13 protein-coding genes are annotated in these 15801 nt (G+C 50.7%); 4 read left to right on the top strand and 9 right to left on the bottom strand.

Annotation, left to right across the window (positions count from 1 at the left end; translation table 11 throughout):
* Positions 1 to 7: 7 nt before the first annotated feature.
* The 3 genes from B5D58_RS00270 to B5D58_RS00260 all read right to left on the bottom strand — a co-directional run bounded on the left by B5D58_RS00270 (position 8) and on the right by B5D58_RS00260 (position 3158).
* Positions 8 to 469, bottom strand: coding sequence for an FKBP-type peptidyl-prolyl cis-trans isomerase (locus tag B5D58_RS00270; protein ID WP_011110731.1), 462 nt, complete (start codon positions 467 to 469; stop codon positions 8 to 10).
* Positions 470 to 611: 142 nt separating this feature from the next.
* Positions 612 to 2336 carry a GGDEF domain-containing response regulator gene (locus B5D58_RS00265; protein ID WP_011110732.1) on the bottom strand — a complete coding sequence of 575 codons (1725 nt, stop codon included), beginning with the start codon at positions 2334 to 2336 and terminating at the stop codon, positions 612 to 614.
* Between the two features lie 99 nt (positions 2337 to 2435).
* On the bottom strand, positions 2436 to 3158 hold the full coding sequence (locus B5D58_RS00260; RefSeq protein WP_011110733.1) for an EI24 domain-containing protein: 723 nt from the start codon (positions 3156 to 3158) through the stop codon (positions 2436 to 2438).
* Positions 3159 to 3411: 253 nt separating this feature from the next.
* Between B5D58_RS00260 and B5D58_RS00255 the strand changes: the two genes are divergently transcribed.
* The 3 genes from B5D58_RS00255 (at position 3412) to B5D58_RS00245 (ending at position 4907) form a co-directional block, all read left to right on the top strand.
* Positions 3412 to 3945, top strand: coding sequence for a hypothetical protein (locus B5D58_RS00255; RefSeq protein WP_011110734.1), 534 nt, complete (start codon positions 3412 to 3414; stop codon positions 3943 to 3945).
* A gap of 13 nt (positions 3946 to 3958) precedes the next feature.
* Positions 3959 to 4504, top strand: coding sequence for a glycine zipper family protein (locus tag B5D58_RS00250; protein ID WP_011110735.1), 546 nt, complete (start codon positions 3959 to 3961; stop codon positions 4502 to 4504).
* 166 nt (positions 4505 to 4670) lie between these two features.
* Positions 4671 to 4907, top strand: coding sequence for a thioredoxin family protein (locus B5D58_RS00245; protein WP_011110736.1), 237 nt, complete (start codon positions 4671 to 4673; stop codon positions 4905 to 4907).
* A gap of 100 nt (positions 4908 to 5007) precedes the next feature.
* Here B5D58_RS00245 and B5D58_RS00240 read toward each other — a convergent pair whose 3' ends face one another.
* The 4 genes from B5D58_RS00240 to purM are packed head-to-tail and all read right to left on the bottom strand — an operon-like array spanning position 5008 to position 8705.
* Positions 5008 to 6267: an RsmB/NOP family class I SAM-dependent RNA methyltransferase gene (locus B5D58_RS00240; protein ID WP_011110737.1), complete on the bottom strand. Its 1260-nt coding sequence runs from the start codon at positions 6265 to 6267 to the stop codon at positions 5008 to 5010.
* 13 nt (positions 6268 to 6280) lie between these two features.
* On the bottom strand, positions 6281 to 7006 hold the full coding sequence (locus B5D58_RS00235) for a DUF3108 domain-containing protein (protein ID WP_011110738.1): 726 nt from the start codon (positions 7004 to 7006) through the stop codon (positions 6281 to 6283).
* Positions 7003 to 7635, bottom strand: a complete 633-nt coding sequence (purN, locus tag B5D58_RS00230; RefSeq protein ID WP_011110739.1) for a phosphoribosylglycinamide formyltransferase — start codon at positions 7633 to 7635, stop codon at positions 7003 to 7005. The genes B5D58_RS00235 and purN overlap by 4 nt, the downstream gene beginning before the upstream one ends.
* An 11-nt stretch (positions 7636 to 7646) precedes the next feature.
* A complete protein-coding gene (gene purM / locus B5D58_RS00225) occupies positions 7647 to 8705 on the bottom strand; it encodes a phosphoribosylformylglycinamidine cyclo-ligase (protein ID WP_011110740.1) in 1059 nt (352 codons plus the stop codon).
* A gap of 59 nt (positions 8706 to 8764) precedes the next feature.
* Here purM and B5D58_RS00220 point away from each other — a divergent pair, with 59 nt between their 5' ends.
* A complete protein-coding gene (locus tag B5D58_RS00220; protein ID WP_011110741.1) occupies positions 8765 to 9823 on the top strand; it encodes an AI-2E family transporter in 1059 nt (352 codons plus the stop codon).
* 132 nt (positions 9824 to 9955) lie between these two features.
* On the opposite strand, the gene B5D58_RS00215 is transcribed toward B5D58_RS00220, so the two are convergent.
* Both B5D58_RS00215 and B5D58_RS00210 read right to left on the bottom strand, forming a co-directional pair.
* Positions 9956 to 13351: an ATP-binding protein gene (locus B5D58_RS00215; protein WP_011110742.1), complete on the bottom strand. Its 3396-nt coding sequence runs from the start codon at positions 13349 to 13351 to the stop codon at positions 9956 to 9958.
* Positions 13352 to 13643: 292 nt separating this feature from the next.
* A complete protein-coding gene (locus tag B5D58_RS00210) occupies positions 13644 to 15728 on the bottom strand; it encodes an AarF/UbiB family protein (protein WP_011110743.1) in 2085 nt (694 codons plus the stop codon).
* Between the last annotated feature and the right edge of the window lie 73 nt (positions 15729 to 15801).

The raw sequence follows: 15801 nt of genomic DNA, 5'->3' as shown, positions 1-15801 counted from the left end.
ATTTCCATTATTCCAGGCCGACCAATTCCACATCGAATACCAGTGCTGAATTGGGAGGGATGACCCGCCCGGCTCCTTGTGAGCCATACGCCATGGAAGAGGGAATGATCAGAGTGCGTTTGCCACCTACCTTCATACCCATAACACCCTGGTCCCACCCTTTGATAACCCGCCCGGCTCCGAGCAGGAATGAAAAATGACTTCCACGATCGTAAGAACTGTCGAATTTCCTGCCTTTGTGGCCTTCGGCAGCAGCATCATACAGCCAGCCTGTATAGTGCACCTTGGCGGTTTTGCCAATATCCGCCTCTTCACCTGTCCCAACCTGGGTATCTATTTTTTCCAGTGTAGTGACATCAGCGGCGTTTGTGTGGTGTGACGTTGCCTGTTCTTCGGTAGCCTGAGCGCTCATGGATAGAAATAGCCATCCCGAAAGTGCGAGACTCAGTAATTTCTTTACGTTGATCATTATTACCCCTGAAAAATATCGTTCATAGTCTGGTCAATCCAGTAAGGCGGGACGGGTGAAATTTGTCTGCCCGTTGGCGCTGTACCGGACAACGGAAATGATAAAGCAATTTTCTCCGGTCAAGGGTGCTTTGGAAACAGGATTATGCGAAGGTTCCGGTTTTGCATTGTTCAATGAGGGGTAAAAGATTCTCTGCTGAAACAGGAGGGCTGAACAGAAATCCTTGAACGTGATGGCAATTTGCTTTCTGCAGAAAATCCAGTTGTGTGCGTGACTGAACATTGCCTGCACGTATTTGCATGCCAAGATTCCGGGCCAGTGTGACGATGGCTGTGATGATCACAGAAGTATCAGATTGGCTGGCAATATCCTGAACGAGTGGCTGGCCGATCTTGATAGTGTCAACAGGCAGGCGCCGCAGATAATTGAGCGATGAATAACCAGTGCCAAAGTTGTCCATTACGACCCTGATTCCCATTTCTTTTAATTTATTCAATATCCTGATACTTCCATCGATATCCTGCATCAGTACGGATTCGCTGATCTCCAGCTCCAGCCTGGCAGGATCGAGGCCCGTTATTTGTAATGCTTCGGCAACATGCTTGATTAACTGAAGCTGATCCAGTTCTATGGCAGAGATATTGACTGTAACGAAAGCAGGTCCATGATTGCTGTCCTGCCAGCATTTAGCCTGTCTGCAGGCTTCATGTAATACCCGTTTGCCGATTTTGATAATGGAGCCGGATTCGGTTGCCAGGGAAACAAATTTATCCGGTGAAAGTAATCCCAGCTCAGGGTGTTGCCACCGGACCAGCGCTTCAGCACCGACAATGCTGTCGGTTTTGAGATCAATTATCGGCTGGTAATGCAGAATAAATTCCCTGTCATTGAGGGTGTGTTGTAATGATTGCTCGATCCTGGTTTTTTGCGATAAAGCCTCTCCCATTTCTGCAGTATAGAATTTGTAAGTATTGGGCCAGGATCTTTTAGTGGAAAACAGTGCATTTTCGGCATTGGCGAGCAGTGTTTCGATGTCTCGACCATCACGTGGATAGAGGCTGATTCCTATATTCAGGGTGATATAAAACTCAAGGTTATTAATGATGAAAGGAGCTGTGGCGAGTTTCAGTAACTGATTGGCCAAGATCTGTGCCTGATCGGCGCCGGTCAGGCCGGTTTTGAGAAAAACGAAATTGCTCCCTTCGATGCGTGCCAGGATACCAGTCTTGTCGGAATATATGGATAGTCGGCTGGCCAGCTGCTGTATCAGATTGTCGCTGATACTGTAACCATATTTGCTGTTGATGCGCGACAAGCGATTGACATCGATGAAATAAACTGCAGCGATCATGTCGCCATTGATGGCATTGTCCGGCAGCAGCGATACTGCTTTCTCCCGAAAGAGATTATGTTTGGGCAGACCGGTCAGCTCATCATAGTAGGTCATGCGGTAGATATGGCTGTCAGCCTGGCGTTTTCTGCGTTTCAGATCAAGGTATTCAAGTTCTCGACTGATTGCCAGCATGAGTTGCATTGAGTGCCCTTTTGTTACACAACCGTTTGCTCCGTTGTGCAACAGGGGAAGTATTGCTTGTTCATCCGTTACTGCGGTGTACAGAATAAAGGGAATTGTCTGATGACAGGCTTTCATCAGATCCAATGCCTGCATGGTATCGAATCCGGCCATCGAGTGTTCGGTGATGATAGCGTCCCAGCTTGATGTATTCAGTGCTGACTGGATATCAGACAGGCTGTTTACATGCTGGTAAATGAGCTGTACTCCATTACGGCCAAAATCGGCAGATAATTGTTCTACATCAGCTTTGGAGTGACCTGCGATCAGGAGTCTCAGTTTTCCGTATGGCATTTCAGATTTTTCCGGACGTAATATCTTTTGATATCGGACGATCCGGAAAAAACTTTATTTTGCCGTCGAAACAGGAAGAAAGGAGAGCTTATATGACGATCAGGCAGCTGCTGTATGACGCAATTTTGCTAACCGGCCCAGTTCGAAATGTGTGAAAGCCAGGGCAGTCAGAGTGGGCGCGAAAAAATTCAGGAAGGGTATGAATTGTAGCAAACCTGTCAGAAAACCCAGGCTCCAGCGCATCGATCGATCTATGGAAGATAGTTTGTCCAGTTCGGAACTGTTGGCATGTTCGGAAAGTGCATCATAGAAAAATAGCCGTTGGTTCAGGTAAGCGGCAGCCAGGAGGGGAGCAAGTAGACCAATTCCGGTGAACCATAAAGGAATGGTTATTATCCAGAGAATGAAAAAAATCGTTATCGCTGAAATTACATTGCGCAGGCTGCCGGTGATTGTTCCGCCCTGCATCCTGGCCAGATCAGGATAGTAGCGTTTCGCTACAAAATTGACCAGAGCCGGCATGGTGACCAGCGCGGTGATCACCAGACTCGTGGTGATCGCCAATGTCACAAAAATGATTACGTTGATGATGCTTTCCACGCTATCGGCAATGACTTGCAGACGTGAAGATTCCAGCCAGTTTTGAAGTGTGTCTGCCGGAATGACGGTCAATACCCAACCGGACAGCGGCGTCCAGAAGAACATGCCGATCAGCCACCAGAAAATGGCTGATACCAGCATTGGCCAGCTCCACAGCCATAGCATGCGCGGGTTGAGAAGATTAGCCGACGCGCGTGAAAGCGCACTAAACAATCCAGACATCAAAATATCTCCCCAGATCAGTTATCAGGAAATGTGTGATTCAAAGTAAAAATGTACGCCATCGTTTCTGGTCAGGAGGATGCAGGTATCTTTCTGTTTTCCCAGCAATATCCGTGCATCCATGTTCTTTTTCAGAGCGCGTATACTGGATGGTTTATGAAACCTTTGTCAGAGGATGTGGCCTAAGTGACAATACGGCGAGCAGATTTCAAAATAATCAAAATAAATGTACCACGGATATGAGGAGTAATGAGTGAAAAGGCTGAACTGGCTTCATCTGTCTCTGATTCTGGCCGGAATGATAGCAAGTGGTGTTTCCTGGAGCTACAGCCACGGGCATTCACATGGATATCACAATCGCTCTCATGGCCATTATTCAGGCAAACGAAATTTTTCCCTGGGTGTGGGCCTGACAAGTACTTTCGGATCTTACGGCTATTACAATTACCCCGGCAGCAATGTCGGGATTTACGGAAGCTTCGGCTACGGGCGGTCGTATCCTTATTCCCGCCGACCTTATTATCGGCCTTACGGTTATGGTTATCCGGCCAGCCGTTTTTACTGGCCCGCCTATCCTCCGACTGTTTATTATCCTCCAGTCGTGGTCGTACCGCCTGATCCGCCGGTTTATATTCAACAGCAACCTGCCCGACTGGTACCCCCCCCTCCCGAATCGGCGGTTACGAATTACTGGTACTATTGTGAAAATCCGGCCGGTTATTATCCGGAAGAAGTAGAACGCTGTCCGGGGGGCTGGGTAAAAATACCTCCCCGACCCGCTCAATAATGCAGGAGTATGTATGCGCCATTTTTCCAGATTGATTGTGCTTTCAGCAGCAGTATCGCTTGTAGCGTGTGTGAATATTCCGCTTGGGCCGAGCGTTATGGTGCTTCCGGGCGTTGGTAAAAATTTCGATCAATTCCGTGGCGATGATTATTTATGTCGCCAGTTTGCCAATCAGCAGACCAATTATGAAACTCCCAAGAATTCAGCAGTTTCCAGTGGTATGGAAAGTGCTGCTCTGGGTGCTGCTCTGGGTGCGGCAGCCGGTGCTGCGCTGGGCGGCGGGCGCGGGGCGGCTGTCGGCGCAGGGATGGGATTGCTGGGAGGAGGGTTGGCGGGCAGTGGGACTGCACAATCTTCGGGCTCCATCAGTCAGGAACGTTATGATATTGCCTATATTCAGTGTATGTATGCCAATGGCCATCGTGTGCCGGTTTCTGCCGGATTGATCGAAGGGTCGGGCGGTAATATGGGTCAGGGGGTGACTTCCAATCCATCTTCTTCGGGCAGATATATCCCACCTCCACCCCCGGGCCATCCTCCTCCGCCCCCTCCTTACTGAGGCATGACATCTGCAAACCCTTGAATATAATTACGTTGATTTAATGTGTTAAAATCAGGCTGCGGGTTTCCTGGAAAAGGTCGGAGTCTACTGGGCTTCGAATGGCGACAGGAAGCTTTCGCTTCAGAGAATGTCGTTTTAATTATTTTTAGTCAAGGAGAAAAACGTGGCATCAAAAGCTATTTTTTATCACGCGGGTTGTCCTGTATGTGTATCTGCTGAACAGGCCGTCGCCAACGCTATTGATCCTTCAAAATATACGGTCGAAATTGTTCATCTGGGCACGGATAAAGCACGTATTGCTGAAGCTGAGAAAGCAGGTGTGAAATCGGTTCCGGCACTCGTCATCGACGGTGCGGCATTCCATATCAATTTCGGTGCCGGTATCGATGATCTGAAATAACAAGAAAATAATTTACTTTGCAAGCGGCTGCGTTACGTTATCGCTTGCGTCTAGAAGGGGCCTTAAAAAGAAAAGGCCCCTTTTTGGTTTTTAGGCCTGGTTATACCGAGCGTTCCAATACGGCGGCAAAAAAGCTGTCGGTATTGTGGTAAAGCGGTGAAAGTTGTAAAAACTTTCCGGTATCAGGCAGGTGGATTTTCTGTTGTGCAAGCAGCTCATCGCAGTGGAGAATGGAGAATTGCGGATGATTTGCCAGAAAATGCTCGACAATTTGTTGATTTTCTTCCGGTAACAGGCTGCAGGTGGCGTAAACCAGACGGCCTCCCGGTTTGAGCAGGTTGGCTGCTGCCGTGAGAATGGCCATTTGCTTCTTTTGCAACTCATCGATACTTTCCGGGCTTTGTCGCCATTTCAAATCAGGGTTACGGCGCAAAGTACCAAGCCCGCTGCATGGTGCATCGACCATTACCCGGTCAATTTTTCCTGCCAGCCGTTTCAGTTTGGCATCTCGTTCACTGTCAATGCGCTGCGGATGGATATTGGATAATCCTGAGCGTTTGAGACGTGGTTTGAGATTGTTGAGTCGTTTTTCAGAAACATCAAAAGCATACAAGCGGCCACGAGAATGCATCAGCGCACCAAGCAGCAATGTCTTGCCGCCTGCACCTGCACAAAAATCCACTACCATTTCACCTCGTTTGGGCGCGAGCAGAAAACCCAGAAGCTGGCTGCCTTCGTCCTGTACTTCAATTTTTCCGGAGAGGAACAGCGCATTCCGGTTGATTGCCGGCTTCCCGGTAATACGAATCCCGACGGGAGAAAAAGGGGTAGGTTGTGCTTCAATTTCCTGCTGTTCCAGTGCAGCCAGTACTTCTTCACGTTTGGCAAGCAGGCTGTTGACACGGATATCCAGCGGTGCGGGCTGCTGCAGCGTCTGGCCAAGGCGCAAAATTTCTTCATCCGAGTGGTATTTCTGCAGTTTTTCCACCAGCCATTCCGGGAACTCTGCCCGGATGGAGAGTGGTTGTTCTTCCAGTTTGACTGCCTTGATTTGCTGGATCCATTTGATTTCGGTTTCCCGAATGAGCGGGGCCAGTTCCCGCAGATTCATGCCCTGAAATCTGGTCAGATAAGCCAATACCAGTTCACGGGCAGTTGCTTTCCCTGCCAGTTTTTCCAGAAAAAAACGGCGCCGTAGTATCCCGAATACGGCTTCCGCAATTGTGCCCCGGTCATTTTGTCCCAGTTTGTGATGATCCTGAAAGAATTGCCGCAGCAGTACATCTGCCGGGGCTTGCAGAGGCAGTATCTTGCGCACGGCAGCAATCAGCAGATCCAGTCGTTCGGGTGTCAGTCGCATAAGTTTGGAGGGGTCACCGGGCAGAATTTACCAGCGGTGAGTAGTTGATTTTTGTGACGATCTGATCGACTTCCAGTCCGTGTTTTTCGGTAGAAATAATGCGTACCGGCAGCAGGTGATGATCCGTTGCGAGCCAGATTTTCTTTTTGAACGGATCATTCTGTTCTCGTTGCTTTGTAAGTACGATCGTGGCAAGTTTGCCTATCGGTGTATCCAGCATTTCCCGGGTAACGGTGTAACGGGTTGTTTGCAGAGTGTGGTAATCGGTCTCATGCACAACCAGTGTTTGCCTGGGAGGGGCAGTGAACATGAAGTGATAGGCCAGGCTTAATTCATCGAGTGTTCCACTCGGCAGATTTTCCGTCATCTCCTGGCCTTTGCGGCGATAAATGATGCGCTGCTCGCTCCAGTCGAATTCGACTTCACGTGCCGGTTTTTCACCACGCTGATCTGTAAACCGAAACGGTTTCATTCCCGTGTGCGGAATGATTGTACCCTCGCTGTGGCGATGAATACTGCCACGTTTGATCAATTTTAGAATGCCGCTGGCTGAAGCTTCGCTATCGATGGTGTAATGCTGGACACCATTTTCCTGCCGTACGCGCAGTATTTCGTGTGCTTTCCCCTGCCCGATACTGCCATTGAGGACATATTCGATATCAATGCGTTCAGGTAAATTTTCTGCGTGGGCGACCATGCCCACCCAGAAAAACAGAGCGATGGATAACAGCAGTTTCATGGCTCGATCCCGGGTGAATATAAAACCTCCTGACTGTCACTGGTTGTTTTGATTTCGACACGGTTTTCCACCAGAGTCAATTGCCCTTGCAGAAACCAGCGCACGGCCTGCGGGTAAATACGATGTTCCTGAGCGAGTACTCTCGTGGCAAGCATTGTCGGGGTGTCATCAGTCAACACCGGTATGGCAGCCTGGGCGATGATGGGGCCGTGATCCAGTTGCGATGTAACGAAATGAACCGTGCAGCCGTGGATTTTGACTCCTTCCTGCAATGCGCGTGTATGCGTATCAAGCCCGGGAAATGCCGGCAACAGGGAAGGGTGGATATTGACCAGCCTGCCCTGGTAATGATCTACGAATGCTTCCGATAGAATACGCATGAAACCGGCCAGGACGACCAGATCAGGCTGATAGGTATCGATGGTTTCTGCCAGCGCAGCATCAAACGCTTTCCGGTCTGGAAACGTACGATGATCGATTACCTGAGTCGGGATACCACGGGTCTGAGCAAACATCAATCCTTCTGCCGCTGGATTGTTGCTGATCACCGCGGCGACCGGCAATCCGGCTTCCAGTATTGCCTGCATGTTGCTGCCGCGACCGGAAATAAGGATGACTACTGATTTCATGGCGCCTTCTTTCAGGCAATGACGATGGGGAGTGTTTCGGATTGACGAGGTCTGATTTCGCCGATCTGCCACACAGTTTCACCCGCGTTGTGCAAAATTTCGATGGCAGTTTGAGCGTGTTCCGGAGCAATGACCACAACCATACCGATGCCGCAATTGAAAACACGCAGCATTTCTTCCCTGGCCACATTGCCATGTTGTTGCAACCAGTCGAACAGGGAAGGGCGTACCCAGGTGCTGCTGTCGATATGGGCCATGACGCCGTCGGGCAGAACACGCGGAATGTTCTCCAGTAATCCGCCACCGGTAATATGTGCCAATCCCTTGACGGGCAATTCTGCCATCAACGTCAACAGGGATTTCACATAAATACGGGTCGGTGTCAGAAGCGCATCGATAAGACTGGTTTCACCAAGACGAGTGTCAGATTGCACTGTATTCAGATCAAGAATTTTACGGATTAGTGAGAATCCATTGGAATGCGGACCGCTCGAGGCGATTCCCAGTACGATATCGTTCTCTCTGATGCCGGAACCATCGATGATCCGATCTTTTTCCACCACGCCGACAGCAAAGCCTGCAAGATCATATTCTCCTTCGGGATACATACCAGGCATCTCTGCCGTTTCACCTCCAATCAGCGCACAACCGGCATCTTCACAGCCGTGTGCAATTCCCTGAACCACCTGGGTGGCAATTTCCACATCCAATTTTCCACAGGCGAAATAGTCCAGAAAAAACAGTGGCTCAGCACCCTGTACCAGAATATCGTTCACGCTCATCGCAACCAGATCGATACCAATGGTTGCATGTCGCGCATACTGGAAAGCCAGCTTGAGTTTGGTGCCTACGCCATCCGTGCCTGATACCAGCACCGGCTGCCGGTATTTTCCAGGTACTTCGAATAATGCCCCGAATCCGCCGATACCCCCCAGTGCCTCCGGGCGCATAGTGCGCCGTGCAAATGGTTTGATCCTTTCCACCAGACGATTTCCGGCATCGATATCAACACCGGATGAACGGTAGGAAATCGGGTTTTTATCAGGGTTTGCAGGGTTGGACGCAGTCAAGTTGAGTTCTCACAGTGTTAAGGCTAGAGTGCAGCTTTTGAGGCATGATTTTACCGTAAATGAACGACAAATATTCCCCGGATTCCCGTCTCTTCTGGTACTTGACAGTCATTGGTGTGGTCAGTGCGCTGATCTATCTGCTCAGTCCCATTCTGACTCCTTTTTTATTGGCGGCCGTCATTGCCTATATCTGTAATCCGTTGGTTACCTGGCTCGAAGCCAGAAAAATTCCCAGAACCCTGAGCACGATCTTCGTGATGCTCATGACCATGGGAATATTCATCGCCATGGCGCTGATTCTGTTTCCATTGTTCGAAAAAGAAGTTTCACGATTGGTTGAGCGAATCCCGTCTTTTCTCGATCTGGTGAAGAGCCAGTTTATTCCCTGGCTGGAAGATAATTTTAATGTCGAGCTTCAGATCGATATTGCCTCGCTCAAACAGATGCTGACAGAGCACTGGAAAAGTGCCGGGGGCGTGGCTGCGCAAATGCTGCCTTCGCTGAAAAGCGGTGGCCTGATCCTCCTCACGTTCCTGATGAATCTGGTGCTGGTGCCGGTTGTATTGTTTTACTTGTTGCGCGACTGGAATAACCTGATCAGGCAAGTGGGAGAACTGATTCCACCTGTCTGGCAAAAACAGATTTTTACGTTGGCAAGGGAAACCGATGACGTACTGGCCGAATTCATGCGCGGGGAAACAGCGGTCATCACCATCATGAGCATCTACTATGTGACAGGGCTATGGCTGGTCAAACTGGAATTTGCCTTGCCGATCGGATTGATATCCGGGATTCTGGTATTTGTACCTTACTTAGGAACTATCACCGGGCTTGCACTGGCAACCTTTGCTGCCATTACGCAATTTCAGGAATGGAGTGGCGTAATCGCAGTCTGGGTGGTGGTGGGATCAGGACAACTGCTGGAAAGCATGCTGATTACCCCCCGTCTGGTGGGGGAGCGTATCGGCCTGCATCCGGTAGCGGTAATTTTTGCATTACTCGCTTTCGGCCAGCTGTTTGGCTTTATCGGAATTTTGCTGGCACTGCCGGTCAGCGCAGTTTTGCTCGTTTTGCTCCGGCATCTGCACACACAATATATGGAAACGATGAGGGAATGAATGATAGATGTGTATAGAGCCTGTTGTTGTGGTTTTTTAGGCATGTTTTATTTTATTATTAACTGATTTTCAGTTTTGTTGCAGACCAACCGGGTAGGAATTTTTCTTGGTGCTCCAGCTCCAGCAGCGATTTCATACACCAAGTTGTTCAAGAACTGTTTTCGCTTCAATCAAGTCGAGGTTGTCGGTGCATTCGCTGAATCTGAAGTACACATCATTTAAGATGTATTTGGCATTATCTATTTTATTGAGTTTTCTCCAAAGTTTAGCCAGGCTCGTGGCAGCTCGAAGTTCAAGCATTGTTGCATGCTGATCCTGCGCAATCTTTAAGGCTTCACACAAACACTCTTCTGCTTCCTGGACTGATTCGCCGGACTGTTCCTGCAGCAGTTCGCCTTTCAGTCGAAACAATTCCGCTTGCCAGAATAATGCTCCCCCAGTGACAGCAAGCTTCTGCGCTTCCTCAATGGCAGCCAGGCCTTCGTCAATTCTATTTCTACGCAAATAAACTTCCGCCAGCAACGCCAAGGTACAAGAGTCGTGGATACGCGCTCCTGTGGCCCGGGTGGCGGAAAGCCCGTCAATTAACTTGGCGATACCTTCCTCTTGCCCGGTGTCGGCCAACGCCCAGCCTTGCGAGGCGGTCGCCCACGCCAACCCCAATTCAAATGAGTATTGTGTTGAAATTGCGATCGCTTCATTGGTGATTTCCAGCGTTTTCTCCGCATTGTGGGCACCGGAATAGATCCAGGCAAGGAAAATGAGAGTAAAAACACGAGTGAATGGGTGCTCCAACTCTCTCGCCATGCCCATCGTCTCCAACGCCAGCGTCTCAGCTTGATCGACTTCACCCAATATCCATAATGTCCTGGCCAGCAGAATCCGCGCGGTTATTCCGGAATCCTGGCCGTAGAAGAAAACCTGTGAGTCATGTTGATTCGAGTCATCGAGAGATTTTGCGGCGAACAAATGGGTTCTGGCTTCGTCAAACTGGCCAAGGTAGAAGCAGGTCGCGCCCAAAGCATGGTGAGCTTCAATCAGTAGCTCCGGGCTTTGCTCGCGGCGAGCCAGCGCGAGGAGATCTTCGGCCAGGCCGCGCGCATTGGCGAGTTGCCCTCTGACCAGATGAAAGACCCATAATCCCCGAATGGCTCGGAACTGATGTACGAAACTGCTGTGCTCCTGTAACAAATCCTTCGCTCTTCGATAATTATGTTCCATTTCGTCAGATGCATACCCTTTGACGGACAGCAACGGGACTCCGCGTGCAATCAGGAGCTCCAGCTCCAGGGTATCTCGCTCCGGGCCTTGCGGCAGTTCCTTTAGCAACTCGAGCGCCCGATTAAAATGATTGAGTGCTTCGATACTGGCTGATCGTTCCACATCGCAACGAGCCGCACGATGGTAATATTCAACGGCCGGACCGGCTAATCCTGCCTGCTCATAGTGATAAGCCAGGAGTTCCGGTTCCATGCTTACCCGTTCGGAGAACCGGCTCTCCAGGGCCTTGGCAATGCGGGCATGAAGTGCTCGCCGGAGTTTCCTGGGCAGCATGCTGTAGGCAGCTTCCTGGACCAGTGCATGCTTAAAGTAGTATGTCGCAAGAGGGATCTCGCCCTCTTGCAGAACGAGTCCGGAAGCAACAAACAGATCAAGTGCATCCTTCAACTCGCTGTCCGGCACTTCAACAGTGGCCTGCAGCAGCTCGTAGGTGAATTCACGCCCTATTGCTGCACCGGCCTGGACAATTTCCCTGGCTGATCCTAACCGATCCACCCGTTCCATGAGCAAGGCTTGCAGACTGTCCGGAATGGGCAATTTCTTTACTGGACCCTGCAAGGTAAATGAATCGTTTCCCTCAGTCAGCAGCCCTGATCCAAGCACATTTTCCGTCAACGTTTCGATATAAAGAGGTATGCCATCAGCCTTGGCCAGAATTGCCTGCTGTACTTCGGGTGGAAGCACTTTTCCTCCTGCCATCGTCGTAATGAGCTCAGCACTATGTCGGCGTGGAAGCCGACTGAGCGTCAGGGATGTCACATAACTATATTCCGCCCATACCGGTTTGAAGCCGGGTCGAGATGTGATTAGCAGCAACATGCGCATCTGCCGGATATGGCCAATGATTCGTGTTATGAGTTCCAGCGTGGTCGGATCAAGCCAATGGGCATCTTCCACAATGAACAACAGGGGGCAATGACCAGCCAGCTTTTGCAGATGCTGCACGAGCGCTTCCAGCGTCATGTCCTTGCGTTTTTCGGATGACACATTGAGCGGCGGGTAGCGATGATCTCCCCGGATCAAGAGCAGATCGGCCAGCAATGAAACCGTCTTCGGATCATCAATCCCGCTTTTGGCGGCCATGGCATCGAGCTTGTTCAGTTGTGTCTCGGCACTGTCCTGATTTGCGAATCCTGCTGCCTGTCGCAAAAAATTGATCACCGGATAGAGCGCTGTATTAATGTGGTACGGTGAACATTGAAATTGAATTACCTGGTGTCGTTCATCTGCAAGGTGGTCACGCAAGCTACAGGCGATTCTCGATTTTCCGATACCGGCTTCACCGCTTAGGAGCACGACCTGTCCTTCACCGCTGACGGCCTCATGCCAACGGCCCAACAGGAGTGAAATCTCCTGTTCTCTGCCTACGAATTTGGTTAACTGGCCGGATCGATAGGATTCAAATCGGCTGGCTGATGGCTTGATACTCAGAACTTGCCAGGCGTGGACAGGTGTATCGAATCCTTTCAGCGAGGAAGCACCAAGATCCGAGAACTCGAATTCATTTCCGACAAGCCGTTTTGTCGCCAGATCGATGATCAATTGACCGGGTTTAGCCAGTGCCTGGAGGCGGGCGGCAAGATTCGGCGTTTCACCGAACACTGACCGTTCCGTGGCAGTGTCCTGCCCCATTAGTTCACCGACTACGACTTGACCGGTAGCGATCCCGATTCGAGCAGCAATACTAAGCTGTGGATGGGGATTGTTCAGATTAAATACCTTCACTGTATCCAGAATAGCGAGGCCGGCATGTACGGCTCGTTCCGCATCATTTTCGTGAGCATGAGGGTACCCAAAATAAGCCAGTATTCCATCTCCCATATATTTTGCGACATAGCCATTGAGTCGGCCAATCGCCTGGCTGCAGGCAACTAAAAATTGCCGGATCACATCCTGGAGGTCTTCAGGGTCCAGCCGGCAGGATAGTGCCGTCGAATCCACAAGATCGCAAAACATTACCGTTAACTGGCGACGTTCTGCCTGATTTCGTTCGAGAGGGAATGATTGTTCTTCCGGAATAACGCCAGCGAGTATAGATCCCGGGCCTGGACTTGCAGTGTTCTGTGACAATTGCGCGATTGCACGCAAGAGTATTTTCCGATGCCCCAGTAAGACACCCAGCGCCTCCAGATCGTCTTCATTCAGCTCGGGCAGGACATCCCAAGTGATCGCATTGTGCTCAAACGACTCGTGATATACAGTGAGACCAAGGCTATCCAGCCATGCTGATACACGATCATTCATCATGGCAACGCTGATGGTGAGTATCCGGCCGGCCTGTTATGCATAGCGTTAAGCGCAGAGAGTTACTCATTGCGGATCGTAATTCTTCAATTGATAATAGATTTATGATGAATAATGTTTCCATGAGAACGATTTCTAAAGGGTCTTTGACTCGAAAAATGGAACGCTGGCTATTAGGTATGGTAATGATGATCATCGCCTATCTGATCGAGAGGGTTGTATTACGTTCGATCAAGCGCAGTGGCACAAAATTTTCGGCGCGGAACAACTCTGCATCGTAAAACTGTTTTTATCTTTAACGTCCTCGCAGCAGATCGATAACCAGGCCAAGAGTCAGCAGACCTGCAACAGCCCCGAATGTTACTGGTACCCACTCGGCAACAGCCGTAGACATGGTCGTGAGTCCGCTGGTCAGAATACTTGCCGCAGCGGTCAGGCCGAGCGCCAGCCGTCGTCCTGTGTGACGCACGATATTCTCCAGCGAATTAGCCTTGAAGTTCACTACAAGTTTTGGACCGCCAGGGCGGACACCGACGAGGTTTTCGAGTGCTTCGATCACGCGCAGAGTCCGTACTTTCAACTTCTGCGACTGATACACGAATGTTTTTGGATTGAGCGCGGCGCCGATGCGTTTGACCATCAAACGCATCAGATACTTGCCTGCCACGTCGTAAGGATCGAGCGTCGGATCAAGCTCAGCAGTCGCCAGCTGTACCTGCGCAAGTGCTTTGGTGGCAAGCGTGAGCGAAGCCGGCAGCGGCACCCCGTGTCGTAACGAGACGGTGCTCATTTCTTGCAGAAGCGGCCCGATCTGCATCTCAGCAAGCGAGGCGGCCCGATATTTTGCCATCACCTCCCCGATCTCGCTCTGGAATTGAGCCACATCGAAATCGTTGCTATTGACAGCGTTCGTCATCATCAATGTGACATCGGTGAGAAACCCGGCATCTTCCTGCCACAGAGCCATCAGCATTAACAAAAGATGCTCGCGAAGATCGGCTCCTACCGCGCCAACCATTCCGAAATCGAGAAAATAAATGCAGTCCTTCCACCACATCAGGTTGCCTGGGTGAGGGTCGGCATGGAAGAAACCATCGACGATGATCTGTTTGTAGTAGCTCTCCAACAGTTGGCGAGCGGCCTGGATACGCTCTGGACCGGCTGGCGCCTGCTTGATCGGAATGCCCTGGATTTCTTCCATCACCAGTAATCGGGATGTGGACAGATCCCAGTGTATGCTGGGGACGGCAAGACGATCATAGTCTGCGAGCACTGTCCGCATCCGCTCAATATTGTTGGCCTCCTGGCGAAAGTCGAGTTCACGATGGAGCGAGGTGGAAAGGTGCTTGAACACATCCTCCATATTGATCACCTGATTGAGCGCAGGACGCTTCCCGACTTTCTCCGCAAACATCTCGAACAGAGCGAGATCCTGTTCGATATCAGCACGAGCAGTGGGTCGCTGAACTTTGACAACGACCCGGTCACCGGTTTCGAGCGTCGCACGATGGACCTGCGCGATTGTGCCGGCGGCGAGAGGGTTCGGGTCAAATGACTTGAATACATCCTCCCACGGGACACCCAGTTCCTGTTCAGAGACCCGGACGACCTCGCTCTCAGTCATTGGCGGCACGCGAGACTGCAACAGTACAAGTTCTTCGATGTATTCGATTGGAAGGAGATCCGGACGGGTTGATAACACTTGCCCGAGTTTCGAGAATATCGGGCCCAGCTCTTCCAGGGCGCCACGTAAGCGCCTGGCCTGCTGGCGGCGGATGGATATATCTGGGTCGGATTGGCTGAACAGCTCTGTGAGCCCATGTTTTGCCATCACGGCTGCGATATGCGTAGCGCGTGCTACCAGTCGAGGCTTAAAAGACGGGATTTCATCATTAGACAGGGAAGCTCGCACCGAGTGCGGTGCACGCTCATCGGCAGAGTGCGCAGCATTTACAATAATTACAGTACAGTGAGCATTGTGACTGATGCGGTTCGGTATGTTACCGAGCAAAAATTCTTTTCGACCTGCCATGCCAAGATTGCCAACCACCAGGACATCGATTGCTTCCTGCTCAGCGGCATGGACGATCGCCAATGCCGGATCAGCATTAATGACGACCAGGGCATGGCCACGTTCTCCGGCAATCTGCCGCGCAAAGTGTGCCAGGTCGTTGTTGGCAGCCACAGCACTTGTTTGTTCGGATTCACCGAATTCTGTGGCGGATGGATATTTCGGTACTATTACCTGTACTATGAATAGCTCTGCGTCGTAGCGGTCCGCTAGTCCGGCAGCCCACTGAACAGTCTGGTCGGCAGTTTCGGAGCGATCGGTGCCTACCATCACGCGCCGTATGACACTACCCTCCAGAGGATTTTTCATAAACGTAATGAACCGTTAGTAAGGTGGTACCGTTATCAAGATCAATTATTGTAGCTGTATAAGACTGTCGTGG

This window comes from Nitrosomonas europaea, from assembly GCF_900167395.1.
Taxonomy (GTDB): Bacteria; Pseudomonadota; Gammaproteobacteria; order Burkholderiales; family Nitrosomonadaceae; genus Nitrosomonas; species Nitrosomonas europaea.
Note: the sequence above shows the minus strand (reverse complement) of the source record. Positions and strands in the feature narration are given on the sequence as shown.

What these genes read in the sequence shown, in the direction of transcription:
- B5D58_RS00235 (WP_011110738.1), bottom strand. Translation starts at nt 7,006, where the DNA reads ATGAAACTGCTGTTATCCATCGCTCTGTTTTTCTGGGTGGGCATGGTC.
- B5D58_RS00265 (WP_011110732.1), bottom strand. Translation starts at nt 2,336, where the DNA reads ATGCCATACGGAAAACTGAGACTCCTGATCGCAGGTCACTCCAAAGCT.
- B5D58_RS00270 (WP_011110731.1), bottom strand. Translation starts at nt 469, where the DNA reads ATGATCAACGTAAAGAAATTACTGAGTCTCGCACTTTCGGGATGGCTA.
- B5D58_RS00240 (WP_011110737.1), bottom strand. Translation starts at nt 6,267, where the DNA reads ATGCGACTGACACCCGAACGACTGGATCTGCTGATTGCTGCCGTGCGC.
- B5D58_RS00260 (WP_011110733.1), bottom strand. Translation starts at nt 3,158, where the DNA reads ATGTCTGGATTGTTTAGTGCGCTTTCACGCGCGTCGGCTAATCTTCTC.
- purN (WP_011110739.1), bottom strand. Translation starts at nt 7,635, where the DNA reads ATGAAATCAGTAGTCATCCTTATTTCCGGTCGCGGCAGCAACATGCAG.
- B5D58_RS00220 (WP_011110741.1), top strand. Translation starts at nt 8,765, where the DNA reads ATGAACGACAAATATTCCCCGGATTCCCGTCTCTTCTGGTACTTGACA.
- B5D58_RS00250 (WP_011110735.1), top strand. Translation starts at nt 3,959, where the DNA reads ATGCGCCATTTTTCCAGATTGATTGTGCTTTCAGCAGCAGTATCGCTT.
- B5D58_RS00215 (WP_011110742.1), bottom strand. Translation starts at nt 13,351, where the DNA reads ATGATGAATGATCGTGTATCAGCATGGCTGGATAGCCTTGGTCTCACT.
- B5D58_RS00210 (WP_011110743.1), bottom strand. Translation starts at nt 15,728, where the DNA reads ATGAAAAATCCTCTGGAGGGTAGTGTCATACGGCGCGTGATGGTAGGC.